Raw genomic sequence first — 18,077 nt, 5'->3', positions numbered from 1 at the left:
GTGGTCTGGGCTGTTTCCCTTTCGACTACGGATCTTAGCACTCGCAGTCTGACTGCCGACCATAATTCGTTGGCATTCGGAGTTTATCTGAGATTGGTAATCCGGGATGGACCCCTCACCCAAACAGTGCTCTACCTCCAAGAATCTTTATGTCGACGCTAGCCCTAAAGCTATTTCGGAGAGAACCAGCTATCTCCAAGTTCGTTTGGAATTTCTCCGCTACCCACAAGTCATCCAAGCACTTTTCAACGTGCCCTGGTTCGGTCCTCCAGTGCGTTTTACCGCACCTTCAACCTGCTCATGGGTAGGTCACATGGTTTCGGGTCTACGTCATGATACTATTTCGCCCTATTCAGACTCGGTTTCCCTATGGCTCCGTCTCTTCAACTTAACCTCGCATCATAACGTAACTCGCCGGTTCATTCTACAAAAGGCACGCTCTCACCCATTAACGGGCTCGAACTTGTTGTAGGCACACGGTTTCAGGTTCTATTTCACTCCCCTCCCGGGGTGCTTTTCACCTTTCCCTCACGGTACTGGTTCACTATCGGTCACTAGGGAGTATTTAGGGTTGGGAGATGGTCCTCCCAGATTCCGACGGGATTTCTCGTGTCCCGCCGTACTCAGGATACTGCTAGGTACAGAGTCTATTTAAAATACGAGGCTCTTACTCTCTTTGGCTGACTTTCCCAAGTCATTCTTCTATAAACTCTGAGTCCATATTGCAGTCCTACAACCCCGAAGAGTAAACTCTTCGGTTTGCCCTCCTGCCTCTTCGCTCGCCGCTACTAAGGCAATCGCTTTTGCTTTCTCTTCCTGCAGCTACTTAGATGTTTCAGTTCACTGCGTCTTCCTCCTCATATCCTTAACAGATATGGGTAACAGGCATCAACCTGTTGGGTTCCCCCATTCGGACATCCACGGATCGTCGCTTACTTACAGCTCCCCGAGGCATTTCGTCGTTTGTCACGTCCTTCTTCGGCTCCTAGTGCCAAGGCATCCACCGTGCGCCCTTACTAACTTAACCTTATTCTTGACCTTTCAGTCTTAAACTCATTAATATTCACAGCGTTTCGGTTTATTTCTTGTTACTATTTGATATAGTTATTCAATTTTCAATGGACTAGTCTTGGAACTTCCGTTCCAATGGAGCCTAGCGGGATCGAACCGCTGACCTCCTGCGTGCAAAGCAGGCGCTCTCCCAGCTGAGCTAAGGCCCCACAAGATCTCTCAAAACTAAACAAGACTCAATGTGCATTCCGTTTTTCCTTAGAAAGGAGGTGATCCAGCCGCACCTTCCGATACGGCTACCTTGTTACGACTTCACCCCAATCATCTATCCCACCTTAGGCGGCTGGCTCCTAAAAGGTTACCTCACCGACTTCGGGTGTTACAAACTCTCGTGGTGTGACGGGCGGTGTGTACAAGGCCCGGGAACGTATTCACCGCGGCGTGCTGATCCGCGATTACTAGCGATTCCGACTTCATGTAGGCGAGTTGCAGCCTACAATCCGAACTGAGACTGGCTTTAAGAGATTAGCTTGTCGTCACCGACTTGCGACTCGTTGTACCAGCCATTGTAGCACGTGTGTAGCCCAGGTCATAAGGGGCATGATGATTTGACGTCATCCCCACCTTCCTCCGGTTTATTACCGGCAGTCTCGCTAGAGTGCCCAACTTAATGATGGCAACTAACAATAGGGGTTGCGCTCGTTGCGGGACTTAACCCAACATCTCACGACACGAGCTGACGACAACCATGCACCACCTGTCACCGATGTACCGAAGTAAAACTCTATCTCTAGAGCGGGCATCGGGATGTCAAGACCTGGTAAGGTTCTTCGCGTTGCTTCGAATTAAACCACATGCTCCACCGCTTGTGCGGGCCCCCGTCAATTCCTTTGAGTTTCAACCTTGCGGTCGTACTCCCCAGGCGGAGTGCTTAATGCGTTAGCTCCGGCACTAAGCCCCGGAAAGGGCCTAACACCTAGCACTCATCGTTTACGGCGTGGACTACCAGGGTATCTAATCCTGTTCGCTCCCCACGCTTTCGAGCCTCAGCGTCAGTTACAGACCAGAGAGCCGCTTTCGCCACCGGTGTTCCTCCATATATCTACGCATTTCACCGCTACACATGGAATTCCACTCTCCCCTTCTGCACTCAAGTTAAACAGTTTCCAAAGCGTACTATGGTTAAGCCACAGCCTTTAACTTCAGACTTATCTAACCGCCTGCGCTCGCTTTACGCCCAATAAATCCGGACAACGCTCGGGACCTACGTATTACCGCGGCTGCTGGCACGTAGTTAGCCGTCCCTTTCTGGTAAGATACCGTCACAGTGTGAACTTTCCACTCTCACACTCGTTCTTCTCTTACAACAGAGCTTTACGATCCGAAAACCTTCTTCACTCACGCGGCGTTGCTCGGTCAGGGTTGCCCCCATTGCCGAAGATTCCCTACTGCTGCCTCCCGTAGGAGTCTGGGCCGTGTCTCAGTCCCAGTGTGGCCGATCACCCTCTCAGGTCGGCTATGTATCGTCGCCTAGGTGAGCCGTTACCTCACCTACTAGCTAATACAACGCAGGTCCATCTGGTAGTGATGCAATTGCATCTTTTAATCAATTATCATGCGATTTTCAATCTTATGCGGTATTAGCTATCGTTTCCAATAGTTATCCCCCGCTACCAGGCAGGTTACCTACGCGTTACTCACCCGTTCGCAACTCTTCCAGAAGAGCAAGCTCCTCCTTCAGCGTTCTACTTGCATGTATTAGGCACGCCGCCAGCGTTCGTCCTGAGCCAGGATCAAACTCTCATTTAATGTTCGTTTGTCTTCTTGCTCATTCTGTCACTGACAGATTTATTGCTTTTTTATGTTTGACGGACTGTCTCTCTTGACAGTCGCCTGCACATTGGTTCGTCTTGTTCAGTTTTCAAAGGTCTTTACTGCCTCTGGCGAGACAACTATCTTAGTATATCATCTACTAACTAAACTGTCAACTACTTTTCTTATCTTTTTTACTTTTTTCTTTTTGACTGTCGATTCTGCACTTCTAACTTTTATAAATAGAAAGGAGAGTCATTGCCTCCCCCTTCCTATTAGTCTAATCGTGGATTGAAATCTCGTAGATGTTCTGATAAATCACGAAGCATGGCTTTGCGTCCTTTGAATCTTTCATCAGCCATTAGACGCTCGTATTGTTTGTATTCTTCTGGACCGAGTCCGCTTCTGTACTCTGCCATGGCACTGCGAAAAGCTACTAGCTCATCTAGGTACATCTCCTTCATCCTTAACTTGTGCCCTATCTCACTCACTTCTTCATATGGTGCCTTGTCCAATTTCCGCTTCTGACTCTCCTGGCGGCGTATCTTGTCGTGGATTCTGTTCCGAAACTTGGTCTTAAAACAGCGGTATAACATCGTCTTGTCCTGCAATAGTTCCGGGCGTGACTTTACCAACTCATACAAGGCCATCATCCCTTCTTGTTCCCAGTCGCTGTATTCCCATAAATGTAAATAGTAGTCTTTATAACACCTCCTGACTATGCCTTGTACGTTTCTATATAATTCTTGAAAGTCCATGTCCTTCCTCCTTGTTTTCTTCTGGGGTAAAACCCTCCTCTAATTTATCATCTTACCTTCTCTTTGTCCCTCTAACTTACTATCCTGTTGCTCAAACGAACTATCATGTGCTTGAGGAAAATAACCTTTTAGCTGATATGAAAAAACGCCTGCTTACGAAATTGTTTTTTGATAAAAACAATTTCGTAAACAAGCGTCTACGTTTCATCATATGATGAGTGTTACCGCTGGAAATATTCCAGCGGCAGACCAGAGCTAGACTAAGAATAAATATTATTCCATCATCATAACACTCAACAAAGATTGATGATCTTATACTAATTCGATGATTGCCATCGGTGCAGCATCTCCACGACGTGGTTCAGTTTTAAGGATACGTGTATATCCACCATTACGTTCTGCATAACGAGGTGCTAAGTCAGAGAACAATTTTTGAAGAGCAGTTGTTGAAGTATATTTTTCAGTTGCTTCATCATAGTTTTCTGTTGCAATTTCGTTACGAACAAAAGCCGCTGCTTGACGACGAGCGTGCAAGTCACCACGTTTACCTAATGTAATCATCTTTTCAACTGTTTTACGGATTTCTTTTGCACGTGCTTCTGTTGTGACGATTGATTCGTTGATAATCAAGTCAGTAGTCAAATCGCGAAGCATTGCTTTACGTTGTGAGCTAGTGCGTCCTAATTTACGGTAAGCCATGTATTCCTCCTTTATTTATCGTTTTTTAATCCTAATCCTAAATCTGTCAGTTTAACCTTAACTTCTTCCAGACTTTTACGACCAAGATTTCGAACTTTCATCATTTCAGGCTCAGTTTTTTCTGTTAAATCGTAGACAGTATTAATACCAGCACGTTTCAAACAGTTATATGAGCGAACAGACAAGTCCAATTCTTCAATAGTGCGTTCTAACACATGATCATCAGAACTCTTATCTACTTCCTTCATTACATCAGTAGTTTTAGCAACTTCAGTAAGATCTGTGAAGAGGTCCAAATGTTCTGTTAAGATACGCGCTGAAAGTCCTAGGGCATCTTCAGGGATAATTGTCCCATTGGTCATAATTTCAAGGGTTAGTTTGTCAAAACCATCGTTGCTTCCAACACGAGCTGGCTCAACTTGGTAATTGACTTTTGTCACTGGCGTATAGATGGAATCTACAGCAAGTGTTCCCACTGGTGCATCATCTTTTTTGTTGTGATCTGCAGGTACATAACCACGACCACTATTAACGGTCATTATAGCTTTGAAACTAGCACCATCACCAATTGTAAAAAGATAATGATCTGGGTTTACAATTTCGACATCACTATCTGTCAAGATGTCTCCAGCAGTTACTTCCGCAGGCCCCTTAACATCTAATTCTATCGTCTTTTCGTCTTGGACGTAAGATTTTACAGCAATACCCTTGATGTTCAGAATAATCTGCATGACATCTTCACGGACACCTGGGATTGTATCAAATTCGTGCAATACCCCTTCAATATTAATTGAAGTTACTGCTGCTCCTGGTAATGAAGCCAACAAGACACGACGAAGTGAGTTCCCAAGAGTTGTACCATAACCACGTTCAAGTGGTTCTACTACAAACTTGCCATAATCTTTATTTTCATCAATTTTTGTTATATTTGGTTTTTCAAACTCAATCATTTAGTTAACTCCCTCTTAAACGAAAAGCAGTGTAATTGGATATGATTATACACGGCGACGTTTTGGAGGACGAGCACCATTGTGTGGTACAGGAGTCACATCACGAATAGCTGTTACTTCAAGACCAGCGGCAGCAAGAGCACGAATAGCTGACTCACGACCAGAACCTGGACCTTTAACAGTAACTTCAACTGATTTAAGACCGTGTTCTTGTGCAGATTTAGCTGCAGCTTCAGATGCCATTTGGGCAGCAAATGGTGTAGATTTACGAGAACCTTTAAAACCAAGAGCTCCAGCAGATGACCAAGCAATTGCATTACCATGCACATCAGTAATCATAACAATAGTGTTATTAAATGTTGCGTGAATATGAGCAATACCAGATTCGATATTTTTCTTCACACGACGTTTACGTGTTGGTTTAGCCAAGACTTTTTACCTCCTTATATTATTTTTTCTTACCAGCAATCGCAACAGCTTTACCTTTACGAGTGCGAGCGTTGTTTTTAGTGTTTTGTCCACGAACAGGAAGTCCACGACGATGACGGATTCCACGATATGAACCGATTTCCATTAAACGTTTGATGTTTAGGTTTACTTCACGACGAAGGTCACCTTCAACTTTGATAGCGTCCACTTCACGACGGATAGCGTCTTCTTGATCTGGTGTCAAGTCTTTAACACGAACATCTTCAGAAATTCCAGCAGCAGCCAAAATCTTCTTAGAAGTTGGAAGACCGATACCATATACATAAGTCAACGAAACGACTACACGTTTGTCATTTGGAATATCAACTCCAGCAATACGAGCCATGCTTTCTCCTTTCTAATTAACCTTGACGTTGTTTGTGTTTTGGATTTGCAGGGCAAATAACCATAACACGACCATTACGACGAATAACTTTGCAGTATTCGCAAATTGGTTTGACCGATGGTCTTACTTTCATTTCTTAATCCTCCAAGTTTTTCCATTATTTAAAGCGGTAAGTGATCCGTCCACGAGTCAAATCGTACGGACTCATTTCGACAGTAACACGGTCTCCCGCTAAAATACGAATATAGTTTTTACGAATTTTACCAGAAACTGTTGCTAAAATCTGATGTCCATTTTCAAGTTCAACCGTAAACATTGCGTTAGGCATTGTATCAACTACCTTGCCTTCGACTTCGATCACATCATCTTTTGCCACGCAAAAGTACCTCCCTAAATTTTGATTTAGTACCTCTAGACACAGAGGTAACAATTATAAGTCAGACTAATTCATTGTATCACTACTTGTCAAATATTGCAAGTGTGAAAAACGCTTTTATTTCAATTTTTCCAAGACTTTTTTAATGTCTGTAAATACATCATTAATATCTTGATTTCCTTGGATATCATGAACTAGATTCATCTGGCGGTAATGTGCGAGGATTGGCTCCCCTTGAGCGATATTCACATCAAGACGACGTTTCACCGTTTCGGGCTTATCATCTTCGCGTTGATAGTAATCTTCTTCTTTATAATCCACTGGTGGATTAAATACTTTATGGAAGGTCTCGCCAGTTTCTCTGTGAATGATACGACCGCTCAGCCGCTCCAAAAGGCTGTTAGGATCCACTTCGATGTTGATAACACCATCCAACTTGATTCCGAGTTCTTCTAATATTTCATCTAAAGCATGTGCTTGATCAATTGTTCGAGGAAAGCCATCTAATAAGAAGCCAGATTCCTTGATGTCTGCTTGAGCTAAACGCTCTTTAACGATTCCATTTGTAACATTATCTGGAACCAACTCACCTTTGTCGATATAAGACTTCGCAAGTAGACCCATTTCTGTTTGGTTTGCCATCGCAGCACGGAACATATCACCAGTTGAAATATGCGCCACCTTAAAGTTTTCTACAATTTTTGCTGCCTGTGTTCCTTTTCCGGCACCAGGTAATCCCATGATTAAAAGATTCATATTTATTCTCCTTTTCGTTTTTCAATAAATCTATTACACCGGTTAATAAACTTATTCAAAAACAAAATAGAAGGTTGACTATGTCAACCTATTCCTATTTTGTCGTTGTATTCATAAAGCCGGTATATTTTCTCTTCAGTAAATATCCTTCCAATTGTTTCATTCCTTCGATACCAGTTGCGATGATAATCAAAAGACTGGTTCCTCCCAATGCGACCGTGTCTGATAATCCAAACAAATCTTTTGCAATAATCGGAATAATTGAAATGAAGCCTAAGAATAGCGATCCAACTGTCGCAAGCCTGCGAAGTAGTTTCGACATATATTGTTCTGTACCTTTACCTGGACGTACACCTGGAATATATGCGCCACTTTTCTGAAGATTTTCTGCAGTCTTCTCTGGATTGATTTGAACAAATGTGTAGAAGAATGTAAATAAAATAATCAGCACCGCATACATAGCCATCCCACTAGGTGTAGTCGTAGCAAGTAAATCTTGAAGCGTTCGAACCCACTGTGCATCATGCTGAGTTGCACTTAAAAATTGCAGAATAGCAGCTGGTGCCGCAGTAATCGAACTTGCAAAGATAACTGGGATAACTCCAGCTGGATTTACCTTTAAAGGAAGGTAAGAACTTGATGGAGCGCCTTGTGCAATCTTTGTATATTGAATTGGAATTTTGTATTCCGCTTGTTGTACATAAGTTGTAAAATAGACGATAATTAAAACAGCAACAATCAAACAAGCAACGAAGATAAGAGAAGATTGAATTCTGTCGCTTGGCACATTGACAAAATAATCTTCATAAATACTCTTAATCATCTCTGGGAATGACGCAACGATTCCCGCAAAGATAATCATTGATACGCCATTTCCATATCCTTTATCTGTAATCTGTTCACCTAACCAAACCACAATTATCGAACCTGTTGTTAAGATACACCCGATAAAAAGATAAGTTTGCCAATTTGGTGTTGGCACTAGTTTTGTACTTGATAAAGTATTAAAACCTGCTGTGATACCTATAGATTGGACAAAGGCCAAGAAAAGAGAAATATAACGCGTCGCCTGATTGAGCTTCCTACGACCTACTTCTCCTTGCTTGCCCCATTCGACAAACTTAGGAAGCAAATCCATTTGAAGAAGCTGAACAACAATCGAAGCCGTGATATACGGGCTCACTCCTAAAGCAAAAATTGAAAAGTTCTTCATCGCATTTCCCGACACCAAACTTAACATGTTCAGGAAAGATAGGCCACTTAAAGCCTCTAAACTTTTCGCATTGACCCCAGGAACCGTGATTGTTGTACCAATACGGAAAACCAAAATAATGAAAATTGTAAACAAAATTTTGGATCGTACTTGCTTAATCTTTAATGCGTCTTTTAATAGTTTGAAAAACATTTGGTCACCTCACTTAGATGACTTCCACTGAACCACCTTTAGCAGTGATAGCTTCTTCAGCAGATTTAGAGAATTTAGCTGCTTTCACAGTTAATTTCTTTGTCAATTCTCCATTACCAAGAATTTTAACGCCAGATTTTTCAGCTTTTACAATACCTGATTCTACAAGTACTACTGGTGTCACTTCTGCACCATCTTCAAAAGCATTCAACTGATCAAGGTTTACAATAGCATATTCTTTACGGTTAACGTTTAAGAAGCCACGTTTTGGAAGACGACGGAACAATGGAGTTTGTCCACCTTCAAAACCAAGGCGAACTCCGCCACCGCTACGAGCTTTTTGACCTTTTTGACCACGGCCAGAAGTTTTACCGTTACCTGATGATGTACCACGACCAACGCGGTTGCGTACTTTACGAGAACCTGCAGCAGGTTGTAATTCATGAAGTTTCATTATTTAATTTCTCCTCTTTTGTAAAATGCTAGCGCTCATATAGGAGAAAAGGTGTCTCCTATACAAACTCGCCTATACATATATTCAGTTTTAGGGGCTGAGAAACTCCCATCCCCTAATGTATTTCAATTTTAAAGTTGTTAAATCTGCAATGCTTATTTAACTTCTTCAACAGTAACCAAATGTGATACTGCAGTAATCATACCACGTACTGCTGGATTATCTTCTTTGATAACTGAGCTGTTTAATTTGCCAAGTCCAAGTGCTACAACAGTTTTACGTTGTGACGGGATGCGTCCGATTGGAGACTTAGTCAAAGTAATTTTAATTTGAGCCATGTGATCCCCTTTCTTATGCTAAGTCAGAAACTGAAATACCACGAAGGGCAGCAACTTCTTCAGCGCGTTTTAGTTGTTTCAAACCTTCAACAGTTGCACGAACAATGTTGATTGGAGTGTTAGAACCAAGTGATTTAGATGTTACATCTGCCACACCTGCCAATTCGATAACGGCACGAACAGCACCGCCAGCAGCAACTCCAGAACCTTCTACAGCTGGTTTCAACAATACTTTAGCTCCACCAAATTCTGAAAGAACTTCGTGAGGAATTGTTGTACCAACCATTGGTACTTCAATCAAGTTTTTCTTCGCATCTTCAACTGCCTTGCGAATTGCTTCTGGTACTTCTTGAGCTTTACCAGTACCGAAGCCTACACGACCATTGCGGTCACCGACAACTACAAGAGCTGCAAAACGAAGACGACGTCCACCTTTAACAACTTTCGTAACACGGTTAATCGCAACTACGCGTTCTTCAAGTTCAACTGCATTGTCTTTAAATGCCATTTTCTAGTGTCCTCCCTATTAGAATTTCAATCCGTTTTCACGAGCTGCATCAGCCAAAGCTTTTACACGTCCGTGATAGAGATATCCACCGCGGTCAAACACCACTTCAGAAATACCTTTAGCAACTGCACGTTCAGCAACGAGTTTACCAACAACAACGGCTTGTTCAGTTTTAGTTCCTTTTGAAACTTCTTTGTCAAGAGTTGAAGCGCTTGCGAGCGTTACACCCGCTACGTCATCAATCACTTGAGCGTAGATGCCTGTATTAGAACGGAATACGTTCAAACGTGGGCGATCAGCAGTTCCAGAGAGTTTTCCGCGTACACGACGGTGGCGTTTTTGGCGGACTTTGTTTTTATCTGGTTTCGTAATCACAATTTTCACCTCTTAATTTTAATGAGTGCCTAGGCACAAAGTTGGAAATAAGGGACAGGGTTGAAAATCAACCATATCACATTATTTACCAGTTTTACCTTCTTTACGGCGAACAAATTCACCAACGTAGCGGATACCTTTACCTTTATATGGTTCTGGAGCACGCAAGCTACGAACATAAGCAGCTGTTTGTCCAACAGCTTCTTTTGAAATTCCGCTGACAACGATAGTTGTTGGGTTTGGAAGTTCAAAAGTAATTCCTTCTGGAGCTTCTACTTCATCTGGATGAGATTTACCAACAGCCAAGACAAGTTTCTTTCCTTGAAGTTGTGCACGGTAACCAACCCCACGCATTTCAAGTTCTTTCTTGAATCCTTCTGAAACACCAATAACCATGTTGTTCAAAAGGGCACGAGTAGTACCGTGGATAGTTTTCATTTCTTTTGAATCGTTTGGACGGTGAAGTGTTACTTCAGTACCTTCCACACGGATTTCAATATCTTTTGAGAACTCACGAGTAAGTTCTCCTTTAGGTCCTTTTACAGTTACAACGTTGCCATTGTTAGTGATTTCAACACCAGCAGGCAACACAATAACTTTATTACCAATACGTGACATGTTTATTTTCTCCTGTTAAATTGTCAGGCCTTGATGGCCAGTTTTCACGGGGGTGGGGGTTAAAGATACTTATTAAGTTCAATCGCTGAATTGAACACGCTCTAAGAACTGTGCAAAATAGATAAGTTGGCTTGTTTGTAAACAAACTGCTCCAACTTCCTAATTTTGCTTTGTTCTTCACGAGCTTTGTATCTGATTTGAGTTCGAGCTAAGAATTTGGTGAAAAAGATAAGTTTGTCTTGAAGCATCGCTCCTGCTACAAACTTCCTATTTTCACTGCATTCTTTTAACGCTCTCACATCATCAATTACCAAACGTAAGCAATAACTTCTCCACCAACATTCTTTTGGCGAGCTTCTTTATCAGTTAGCAAACCTTCAGATGTTGAGAGGATAGCAATTCCAAGTCCGTTTAATACTTTTGGAAGATCTTCACGTTTCTTGTAAACACGAAGTCCTGGTTTAGAAACACGTTTCAAACCAGTGATAACTCTTTCACCGTTTTGACCGTATTTAAGGAAGACACGAATCAAACCTTGTTTGTCATCTTCGATAAACTCAACGTTTTTTACAAAACCTTCACGTTTAAGGATTTCAGCAATCCCTTTTTTGATATTTGATGCAGGAGCTTCAAGCACTTCGTGTTTTGCTTGGTTAGCATTACGAATACGTGTCAAAAAGTCTGCAATTGGGTCAGTCATAACCATTTTTTATTTCTCCTCTTACTAGTAGTTTGCAAGTTGCACTTGCTAGTTAATGATTGAGCTAGGCTCAGATTGTATCGATACATTCGAATAAGATTACTCTCATTCGAACACAAGCTACAACCTAGGCAAAAAAGATAAATTTGTTTTGGAGCATCGCTCCTTCACCAAATTTTCTATTTTTGCTGCGGTTGTTACGCTCTTTGTATCATGATATTACCAAGATGCTTTGGTAACGCCAGGGATTTGTCCTTTATATGCTAATTCACGGAAGCAAACACGGCAAAGTTTAAACTTGCGGTAAACAGAATGTGGACGACCACATTTTTCACAACGAGTATAAGCTTGCGTAGAGAACTTAGCTGGGCGTTTGTTCTTAGCAATCATTGATTTTTTAGCCATTTGTTTTACCTCCTATATTATTTTGCAAAAGGCATTCCAAGGCCTGTAAGCAATTCACGTGACTCTTCGTCAGTGTTAGCAGTTGTTACGATAACGATGTCAAGACCGCGTGTCTTATCAACATCATCAAAGTTGATTTCTGGGAAAATCAATTGTTCTTTCACACCAAGTGTGTAGTTTCCGCGTCCATCAAAAGATTTTGTTGGAACACCGTGGAAGTCACGAACACGTGGAAGAGAAACTGAAACCAATTTATCCAAGAATTCATACATACGTTCGCCACGAAGGGTTACTTTAGCACCGATCGCTACACCTTCACGAAGACGGAAGCCGGCGATTGATTTTTTAGCTTTAGTGATAAGTGGTTTTTGACCTGAGATAAGAGCCAATTCTTCAGCAGCTTTTTCAAGGTTTTTAGCGTTTGATACAGCGTCACCGACACCCATGTTCAAAACGATTTTATCCACTTTTGGCACAGCCATAACAGATGAGTAGTTGAACTTTTCAGTCAAAGCAGGAACTACTTCTTTAAGATATTTTTCTTTTAAACGATTTGCCATTATACTTCTCCTTTCCTTCGTGATTAGTCAAGCACTTCGCCTGATTTTTTGTTATAACGAACTTTTTTGCCGTCTACAAATTTGTAGCCAACACGTCCTGCGACTCCATTTTTATCCAAAACTTGAACGTTTGAAACATGGATTGGTGCTTCTTTTTCCACGATAGCACCTTGAGGGTGTTCGTTATTTGGTTTTTGGTGTTTCTTAACGATGTTTACACCTTCAACAACAACTTTGTTTACTTTTGGAAGAGCTGTAACAACAAGTGCTTCAACACCTTTGTCTTTACCAGCAATTACGCGAACTTTGTCGCCTTTTTTTACAAACATTAGGTTCTCCTTTGATTTCTTACGCCCTGAACGGGCACCCTGGATAATCCAGGGGACTAGTTTGTTTTTAAATTAAAGTACTTCTGGGGCAAGTGATACGATCTTCATAAAGCCACCATCACGCAATTCACGTGCAACAGGGCCAAAGATACGTGTTCCGCGAGGAGTTTTATCTTCACGGATAATAACTGCAGCGTTTTCATCGAATTTGATGTATGAACCATCTTTACGACGAGCACCTGATTTAGTACGAACAATAACAGCTTTTACAACGTCACCTTTTTTAACCGCACCACCAGGAGTAGCTTGTTTTACAGACGCAACGATAACATCACCGATATTAGCAAACTTACGTCCTGAACCACCAAGAACTTTGATTGTCAAGATTTCGCGAGCGCCACTGTTATCGGCAACTTTTAAACGAGTTTCTGTTTGAATCATTTAAGTTTTCTCCTTTCTGGTTTGATTAGATGATGACCGCTTCTTCAACAACTTCTACAAGACGGAAGCGTTTAGTAGCTGAAAGCGGACGAGTTTCCATGATACGAACGATATCGCCTTCTTTGGCAACATTGTTTTCGTCATGTGCTTTGTACTTCTTAGAGTAGTTAATACGTTTACCATAGACTGGGTGGTTACGTTTTGTTTCAACTACAACTGTGATTGTTTTGTCCATTTTGTCAGAAACAACGCGTCCGACAAGAACTTTACGATTATTGCGTTCCATTGAAATTCTCCTTCCCTAGTCTATTATTTAACTTCTGATTGAACAGTTTTGATACGAGCGATTTGTTTTTTCACTTCTTTCAAACGAGCTGTCTGTTCTAATTGACCTGCAGCTGCTTGGAAACGAAGTTCAAACAATTCTTTCTTTAATTCGTTTTCACGCTTCGCGAGTTCTTCTTGAGAAAGACCACGAAGTTCTTTAACAAATTCTTTTACTTCATTAAGTTTCATGCTTTCTCCTTATTCTGCTTCACGTTTTACAAATTTGCATTTAACTGGCAATTTGTGACTTGCAAGACGAAGTGCTTCGCGAGCAATTTCTTCTGAAACACCTGCAACTTCGAACATAACTTTACCACGTTTAACTGGTGCTACCCATCCTTCTGGAGCACCTTTACCAGATCCCATACGTACACCGATAGCTTTAGCAGTGTATGATTTGTGTGGGAAGATTTTAATCCAAACTTTACCACCACGTTTCATATAACGAGTCATGGCGATACGAGCAGCTTCGATTTGGCGGTTAGTGATCCAGTGGCTAGTTGTAGCTTGAAGACCGTATTCACCGAATGCTACTTCTTTTCCACCTTTTGCTTCACCGCGCATTTTTCCACGGAATTCACGACGGTGTTTAACACGTTTAGGTACTAACATTGGTTATTTACCTCCTTTAGTGTTTTTACGAGCTGGAAGAACTTCACCACGGTAGATCCATACTTTAACACCAAGTTTACCGTATGTAGTATCTGCTTCTTCCCAAGCATAATCGATATCCGCACGAAGTGTGTGAAGTGGAACAGTTCCTTCAGAGTATCCTTCGCTACGAGCGATATCTGCACCGTTCAAACGACCTGATACTTGAGTTTTGATTCCTTTAGCTCCAGCACGCATTGCACGTTGGATTGCTTGTTTTTGCGCACGACGGAAAGCAACACGTTGCTCCAATTGACGAGCAATTCCTTCACCAACCAAATGAGCATCTAAATCTGGTGATTTGATCTCAATGATATTGATGTGAACTTGTTTGTCAGTCATTTTGTTAAGTTTTGCACGAAGTGCATCAACATTTGCTCCACCTTTACCGATAACCATACCAGGTTTAGCAGTGTGAAGTGAAACATTTACTTTATTAACTGCGCGTTCGATTTCGATAGTTGAAACTGCTGCGTCAGCTAATTCTTTTTGAACGAATTTACGGATTGCAAGATCTTCATGAAGGTAATCCGCGTATTCTTTTTCAGCATACCATTTGGCATCCCAATCACGGATGATGCCGACACGCATACCAATTGGATGTACTTTTTGACCCACGATGTTACCTCCTTATTTTTCTGCAACAACCACAGTAATGTGGCTTGTGCGTTTGTTGATTGGTGAAGCTGAACCTTTAGCACGTGGACGGAAACGTTTCATCGTTGGTCCTTCGTTTGCGAAAGCTTCTGATACCACCAAGTTAGCTTTTTCCAAACCAAAGTTGTTTTCAGCGTTAGCGATTGCAGAGTTTAATACTTTTTCGATAATGCCTGCAGCTTTGTTTGGAGTGAATTTCAAAATTGCGATAGCGTCAGCGACGTTTTTACCACGGATATTGTCAAGAACTAGACGAGTTTTACGAGGTGAAACACGCACTGTACGAGCCATTGCTTTAGCTGAAGTAATTTCTGCCATTTATGTTCTCCTTATTTTCTACGTGTTTTCTTGTCGTCTGCAGCGTGACCTTTGTAAGTACGAGTTGGTGCAAATTCACCAAGCTTGTGACCTACCATGTCTTCTTGGATGTAAACCGGTACGTGTTTACGTCCATCATAAACTGCGATAGTGTAACCAATAAAACTTGGGAAGATCGTTGAACGACGTGACCAAGTTTTGATAACTTTTTTCTTTTCGTCGTTGGCTTGAGCTTCAACTTTTTTCATCAAATGCTCGTCGACGAAAGGTCCTTTTTTAAGACTGCGTCCCATTTTTATATTTTCTCCTTTAAATGTTGTACCACAGCGGCTTGCGCTCACATGGAGCGCTACCGAGCTGGCGGATTCTCTAGTTGTCTAAGCAACTAGGTTATTATTTCTCGTTGCGACGGCGAACGATAAGTTTATCAGATTTCGCTTTTTTGTTACGAGTTTTAAGACCAAGAGCAGGTTTGCCCCATGGAGTAGATGGTGCTTTACGACCAACTGGTGCTTTACCTTCACCACCACCGTGTGGGTGATCATTAGGGTTCATTACAGAACCACGAACTGTTGGGCGGATACCTTTCCAACGGCTGCGTCCTGCTTTACCAAGGTTTACAAGTCCATGTTGTTCATTTCCAACAACACCAACTGTAGCGCGGCAAGTGCCAAGAATCATACGAACTTCACCTGATTGAAGACGAACAAGAACGTACTTACCTTCTTGACCCAATACTTGAGCAGATGCTCCAGCAGCACGTACCAATTCACCACCACGACCTGGTTTCAACTCGATGTTGTGAATTAAAGTACCAACTGGGATGTTAGCAAGTGGAAGAGCGTTTCCGACTTTGATATCTGCTTCTGGACCTGAAACGATACGTTGACCAACTTCAAGACCTTTTGGAGCGATAATATAAGCTTTTACACCGTCAGTATAGTGAACCAAAGCGATATTTGCTGAACGATTTGGATCATACTCGATTGTTTTAACAACTGCTTCAACAGCGTCTTTGTTACGTTTGAAGTCGATCAAACGGTAGTGACGCTTGTGACCGCCACCTTGGTGACGAACAGTGATGCGACCGTTGTTGTTACGACCAGCCTTGCTTTTCAATGAAACAAGCAAAGATTTTTCTGGAGTGCTGGTAGTGATTTCAGCGAAATCCAAAGAAGTCATATTACGGCGACCGTTTGTTGTTGGTTTATAAACACGAATTCCCACGATATATCCTCCTTAGATTATTCTGCTTCAGCACCAAACAACTCGATTGCTTTAGAATCAGCCGTTAAAGTGATGATAGCTTTTTTAGTTTTGTTAGTAAAACCAGTGTAACGTCCAACGCGTTTTGCTTTTGGTTTTACATTGATAGTGTTAACGTTAGCAACTTTAACTCCTTCAAAAGCAGCTTCAACAGCTTGCTTAATCAAAAGTTTGTGAGCGCGAGTGTCAACTTCAAATACATATTTTCCTGCTTCAAGCTGAGCCATTGAGCTTTCAGTGATGACAGGTTTTTTGATAACGTCATACAAATTCATTATGCAAGAACCTCCTCAATTTTAGAGATAGCTGCTTGAGTAACAAGAAGTTTGTCACTGTTTACGATATCAAGAACACTTGCAGTTGTTGCAGTTGCAACTTTAACATTTGGAAGGTTACGTGCTGAAAGTGCAGCAAATTCATTTCCTTCTTCAAGAATAACAAGTACTTTTGTGTCGATGCTTAGTGCAGCAAGCACTTTTGCAAACTCAGCAGTTTTTGGAGCTGTAAATGAAAGGCTGTCTACAGCTACGAATTTGTTTTCAGCAACTTTTTTAGAGTAAACTGATTTAAGAGCTAATCTACGAACTTTACGTGGAAGTTTGTAAGCATATGAACGAGGAGTTGGGCCGAATACGACACCACCACCACGCCATTGTGGAGAGCGGATAGAACCTTGACGAGCACGTCCAGTTCCTTTTTGACGCCATGGTTTGCGTCCGCCGCCTGATACTGCAGAACGGTTTTTAACAGCGTGAGTTCCTTGACGAAGACTAGCGCGTTGGCTGATGATAACATCAAAGACAACTGATTCATTTGGCTCAATACCAAAGATCGCATCGTTCAGAACTACTTCACCAGCTTCTTTACCAGTTTGGTCAAATAATTTTACGTTTGCCATTGTGACTGATTTCCCCTTTCTTTATTATTTACCAGCTTTAACTGCTGACTTGATAGTGATAAGAGATTTCTTAGCACCAGGTACGTTTCCTTTGATAAGGATAACGTTTTTCTCTGGAACAACTTGTGCGATTTCAAGATTTTGAATTGTCACACGGTTGCCACCCATACGTCCAGCCAAGTGTTTATTTTTGAAAACACGGTTAGGCGCAACTGGTCCCATTGAACCAGGACGACGGTGGTAACGAGAACCGTGAGCCATTGGACCACGAGATTGACCGTGGCGTTTGATAACACCTTGGAAACCTTTACCTTTTGAAGTTCCTGTTACATCAACAACATCGCCGGCTGCGAAAGTGTCAACAGTGATTTCTGCACCAACTTCCAAGCCTTCAATGTTTTTGAATTCACGAATGAAGCGCTTAGGAGCCGTGTTTGCTTTTGCTACATGTCCTTTAGCAGGTTTGTTACTCAATACGTCACGAAGGTCGTCAAAACCAACTTGAACTGCGTTGTAACCATCTGTTTCAACTGTTTTAACTTGAAGAACAACATTTGGTGTTGCTTCAACAACAGTTACAGGGATTAATTCGCCAGCTTCAGTGAAGATTTGAGTCATTCCCACTTTTTTCCCTAAGATTCCTTTTGTCAT

Annotated in this window: 29 protein-coding genes, 1 tRNA gene and 2 rRNA genes (1 of these 32 running past the window's edge); all 32 read right to left on the bottom strand. The window is 41.9% G+C overall.

Translation table 11 applies throughout. From position 1 onward, the window contains the following. Nucleotides 1-1,027 (bottom strand): 23S ribosomal RNA (locus tag HMPREF9182_RS06345); it reaches 1,873 nt to the left of the window's first position. 120 nt (nucleotides 1,028-1,147) lie between these two features. Next, nucleotides 1,148-1,220 (bottom strand) — tRNA-Ala (locus HMPREF9182_RS06340). Between the two features lie 53 nt (nucleotides 1,221-1,273). Beyond that, nucleotides 1,274-2,820 (bottom strand): 16S ribosomal RNA (locus HMPREF9182_RS06335). Together the 16S and 23S rRNA genes with 1 tRNA gene alongside form the textbook arrangement of a ribosomal RNA operon. A 278-nt stretch (nucleotides 2,821-3,098) precedes the next feature. After that, a complete protein-coding gene (locus HMPREF9182_RS06330; protein WP_009443860.1) occupies nucleotides 3,099-3,581 on the bottom strand; it encodes a sigma-70 family RNA polymerase sigma factor in 483 nt (160 codons plus the stop codon). A 312-nt stretch (nucleotides 3,582-3,893) separates the two neighbouring features. Further along, entirely contained in the window at nucleotides 3,894-4,280 is a 387-nt protein-coding gene (gene rplQ, locus HMPREF9182_RS06325) for a 50S ribosomal protein L17 (protein ID WP_009443738.1), read from the bottom strand. 11 nt (nucleotides 4,281-4,291) lie between these two features. Continuing rightward, a complete protein-coding gene (locus HMPREF9182_RS06320) occupies nucleotides 4,292-5,230 on the bottom strand; it encodes a DNA-directed RNA polymerase subunit alpha (RefSeq protein WP_009443840.1) in 939 nt (312 codons plus the stop codon). Between the two features lie 45 nt (nucleotides 5,231-5,275). Further along, complete coding sequence (gene rpsK, locus HMPREF9182_RS06315; RefSeq protein ID WP_001118385.1) at nucleotides 5,276-5,659, bottom strand: 30S ribosomal protein S11; 384 nt, start codon at nucleotides 5,657-5,659, stop codon at nucleotides 5,276-5,278. A gap of 19 nt (nucleotides 5,660-5,678) precedes the next feature. Beyond that, nucleotides 5,679-6,044 carry a 30S ribosomal protein S13 gene (gene rpsM, locus HMPREF9182_RS06310; RefSeq protein ID WP_009443982.1) on the bottom strand — a complete coding sequence of 122 codons (366 nt, stop codon included), beginning with the start codon at nucleotides 6,042-6,044 and terminating at the stop codon, nucleotides 5,679-5,681. A 16-nt stretch (nucleotides 6,045-6,060) separates the two neighbouring features. Further along, nucleotides 6,061-6,177 carry a 50S ribosomal protein L36 gene (rpmJ, locus tag HMPREF9182_RS10025; RefSeq protein ID WP_001808836.1) on the bottom strand — a complete coding sequence of 39 codons (117 nt, stop codon included), beginning with the start codon at nucleotides 6,175-6,177 and terminating at the stop codon, nucleotides 6,061-6,063. A gap of 24 nt (nucleotides 6,178-6,201) precedes the next feature. After that, nucleotides 6,202-6,420 carry a translation initiation factor IF-1 gene (gene infA, locus HMPREF9182_RS06305; RefSeq protein WP_001029883.1) on the bottom strand — a complete coding sequence of 73 codons (219 nt, stop codon included), beginning with the start codon at nucleotides 6,418-6,420 and terminating at the stop codon, nucleotides 6,202-6,204. 117 nt (nucleotides 6,421-6,537) lie between these two features. Then, complete coding sequence (locus HMPREF9182_RS06300) at nucleotides 6,538-7,176, bottom strand: adenylate kinase (RefSeq protein ID WP_009755025.1); 639 nt, start codon at nucleotides 7,174-7,176, stop codon at nucleotides 6,538-6,540. Nucleotides 7,177-7,270: 94 nt separating this feature from the next. Next, nucleotides 7,271-8,581 carry a preprotein translocase subunit SecY gene (secY, locus tag HMPREF9182_RS06295; protein WP_009443862.1) on the bottom strand — a complete coding sequence of 437 codons (1,311 nt, stop codon included), beginning with the start codon at nucleotides 8,579-8,581 and terminating at the stop codon, nucleotides 7,271-7,273. Nucleotides 8,582-8,594: 13 nt separating this feature from the next. Next, the gene (gene rplO / locus HMPREF9182_RS06290) at nucleotides 8,595-9,035 is read right to left on the bottom strand and encodes a 50S ribosomal protein L15 (protein ID WP_009754329.1); all 441 of its coding nucleotides are present in this window, start codon (nucleotides 9,033-9,035) and stop codon (nucleotides 8,595-8,597) included. A 155-nt stretch (nucleotides 9,036-9,190) separates the two neighbouring features. Further along, nucleotides 9,191-9,373: a 50S ribosomal protein L30 gene (gene rpmD, locus HMPREF9182_RS06285; protein WP_002894509.1), complete on the bottom strand. Its 183-nt coding sequence runs from the start codon at nucleotides 9,371-9,373 to the stop codon at nucleotides 9,191-9,193. 13 nt (nucleotides 9,374-9,386) lie between these two features. After that, entirely contained in the window at nucleotides 9,387-9,881 is a 495-nt protein-coding gene (rpsE, locus tag HMPREF9182_RS06280; protein WP_006269137.1) for a 30S ribosomal protein S5, read from the bottom strand. An 18-nt stretch (nucleotides 9,882-9,899) separates the two neighbouring features. Continuing rightward, entirely contained in the window at nucleotides 9,900-10,256 is a 357-nt protein-coding gene (rplR, locus tag HMPREF9182_RS06275; protein WP_005592009.1) for a 50S ribosomal protein L18, read from the bottom strand. An 81-nt stretch (nucleotides 10,257-10,337) separates the two neighbouring features. Next, a complete protein-coding gene (gene rplF, locus HMPREF9182_RS06270) occupies nucleotides 10,338-10,874 on the bottom strand; it encodes a 50S ribosomal protein L6 (RefSeq protein WP_009754802.1) in 537 nt (178 codons plus the stop codon). A gap of 307 nt (nucleotides 10,875-11,181) precedes the next feature. Next, nucleotides 11,182-11,580 carry a 30S ribosomal protein S8 gene (gene rpsH / locus HMPREF9182_RS06260; RefSeq protein WP_009754342.1) on the bottom strand — a complete coding sequence of 133 codons (399 nt, stop codon included), beginning with the start codon at nucleotides 11,578-11,580 and terminating at the stop codon, nucleotides 11,182-11,184. A gap of 213 nt (nucleotides 11,581-11,793) precedes the next feature. Next, nucleotides 11,794-11,979 carry a type Z 30S ribosomal protein S14 gene (locus HMPREF9182_RS06255; RefSeq protein ID WP_001085697.1) on the bottom strand — a complete coding sequence of 62 codons (186 nt, stop codon included), beginning with the start codon at nucleotides 11,977-11,979 and terminating at the stop codon, nucleotides 11,794-11,796. A gap of 17 nt (nucleotides 11,980-11,996) precedes the next feature. After that, nucleotides 11,997-12,539, bottom strand: coding sequence for a 50S ribosomal protein L5 (gene rplE / locus HMPREF9182_RS06250; RefSeq protein WP_002894499.1), 543 nt, complete (start codon nucleotides 12,537-12,539; stop codon nucleotides 11,997-11,999). 23 nt (nucleotides 12,540-12,562) lie between these two features. Further along, nucleotides 12,563-12,868 (bottom strand): 50S ribosomal protein L24, encoded by a 306-nt coding sequence (gene rplX / locus HMPREF9182_RS06245; protein WP_008809903.1) that lies wholly within the window; start codon nucleotides 12,866-12,868, stop codon nucleotides 12,563-12,565. A 72-nt stretch (nucleotides 12,869-12,940) separates the two neighbouring features. After that, entirely contained in the window at nucleotides 12,941-13,309 is a 369-nt protein-coding gene (gene rplN / locus HMPREF9182_RS06240) for a 50S ribosomal protein L14 (protein ID WP_002894494.1), read from the bottom strand. Nucleotides 13,310-13,334: 25 nt separating this feature from the next. Next, nucleotides 13,335-13,595 carry a 30S ribosomal protein S17 gene (gene rpsQ / locus HMPREF9182_RS06235; protein ID WP_000440801.1) on the bottom strand — a complete coding sequence of 87 codons (261 nt, stop codon included), beginning with the start codon at nucleotides 13,593-13,595 and terminating at the stop codon, nucleotides 13,335-13,337. A gap of 23 nt (nucleotides 13,596-13,618) precedes the next feature. Next, complete coding sequence (rpmC, locus tag HMPREF9182_RS06230) at nucleotides 13,619-13,825, bottom strand: 50S ribosomal protein L29 (protein ID WP_003071328.1); 207 nt, start codon at nucleotides 13,823-13,825, stop codon at nucleotides 13,619-13,621. A 9-nt stretch (nucleotides 13,826-13,834) separates the two neighbouring features. Next, entirely contained in the window at nucleotides 13,835-14,248 is a 414-nt protein-coding gene (gene rplP / locus HMPREF9182_RS06225) for a 50S ribosomal protein L16 (RefSeq protein ID WP_000960948.1), read from the bottom strand. A gap of 3 nt (nucleotides 14,249-14,251) precedes the next feature. Next, nucleotides 14,252-14,905 (bottom strand): 30S ribosomal protein S3, encoded by a 654-nt coding sequence (gene rpsC, locus HMPREF9182_RS06220; protein ID WP_009754724.1) that lies wholly within the window; start codon nucleotides 14,903-14,905, stop codon nucleotides 14,252-14,254. Between the two features lie 12 nt (nucleotides 14,906-14,917). After that, complete coding sequence (gene rplV / locus HMPREF9182_RS06215; protein ID WP_009443859.1) at nucleotides 14,918-15,262, bottom strand: 50S ribosomal protein L22; 345 nt, start codon at nucleotides 15,260-15,262, stop codon at nucleotides 14,918-14,920. 11 nt (nucleotides 15,263-15,273) lie between these two features. Beyond that, nucleotides 15,274-15,555, bottom strand: coding sequence for a 30S ribosomal protein S19 (gene rpsS, locus HMPREF9182_RS06210; RefSeq protein WP_000533766.1), 282 nt, complete (start codon nucleotides 15,553-15,555; stop codon nucleotides 15,274-15,276). A 100-nt stretch (nucleotides 15,556-15,655) separates the two neighbouring features. Beyond that, nucleotides 15,656-16,489, bottom strand: coding sequence for a 50S ribosomal protein L2 (gene rplB / locus HMPREF9182_RS06205; protein ID WP_009754277.1), 834 nt, complete (start codon nucleotides 16,487-16,489; stop codon nucleotides 15,656-15,658). Nucleotides 16,490-16,506: 17 nt separating this feature from the next. After that, a complete protein-coding gene (locus HMPREF9182_RS06200; protein WP_008809908.1) occupies nucleotides 16,507-16,803 on the bottom strand; it encodes a 50S ribosomal protein L23 in 297 nt (98 codons plus the stop codon). Continuing rightward, entirely contained in the window at nucleotides 16,803-17,426 is a 624-nt protein-coding gene (gene rplD / locus HMPREF9182_RS06195) for a 50S ribosomal protein L4 (RefSeq protein ID WP_009443323.1), read from the bottom strand. The genes HMPREF9182_RS06200 and rplD overlap by 1 nt, the downstream gene beginning before the upstream one ends. A gap of 24 nt (nucleotides 17,427-17,450) precedes the next feature. After that, the gene (gene rplC / locus HMPREF9182_RS06190; protein ID WP_009754612.1) at nucleotides 17,451-18,077 is read right to left on the bottom strand and encodes a 50S ribosomal protein L3; all 627 of its coding nucleotides are present in this window, start codon (nucleotides 18,075-18,077) and stop codon (nucleotides 17,451-17,453) included.

Origin of the sequence: Streptococcus sp. oral taxon 056 str. F0418 (genome assembly GCF_000220065.1) — a bacterium.
Classification (GTDB): domain Bacteria; phylum Bacillota; class Bacilli; order Lactobacillales; family Streptococcaceae; genus Streptococcus.
Note: the sequence above shows the minus strand (reverse complement) of the source record. Positions and strands in the feature narration are given on the sequence as shown.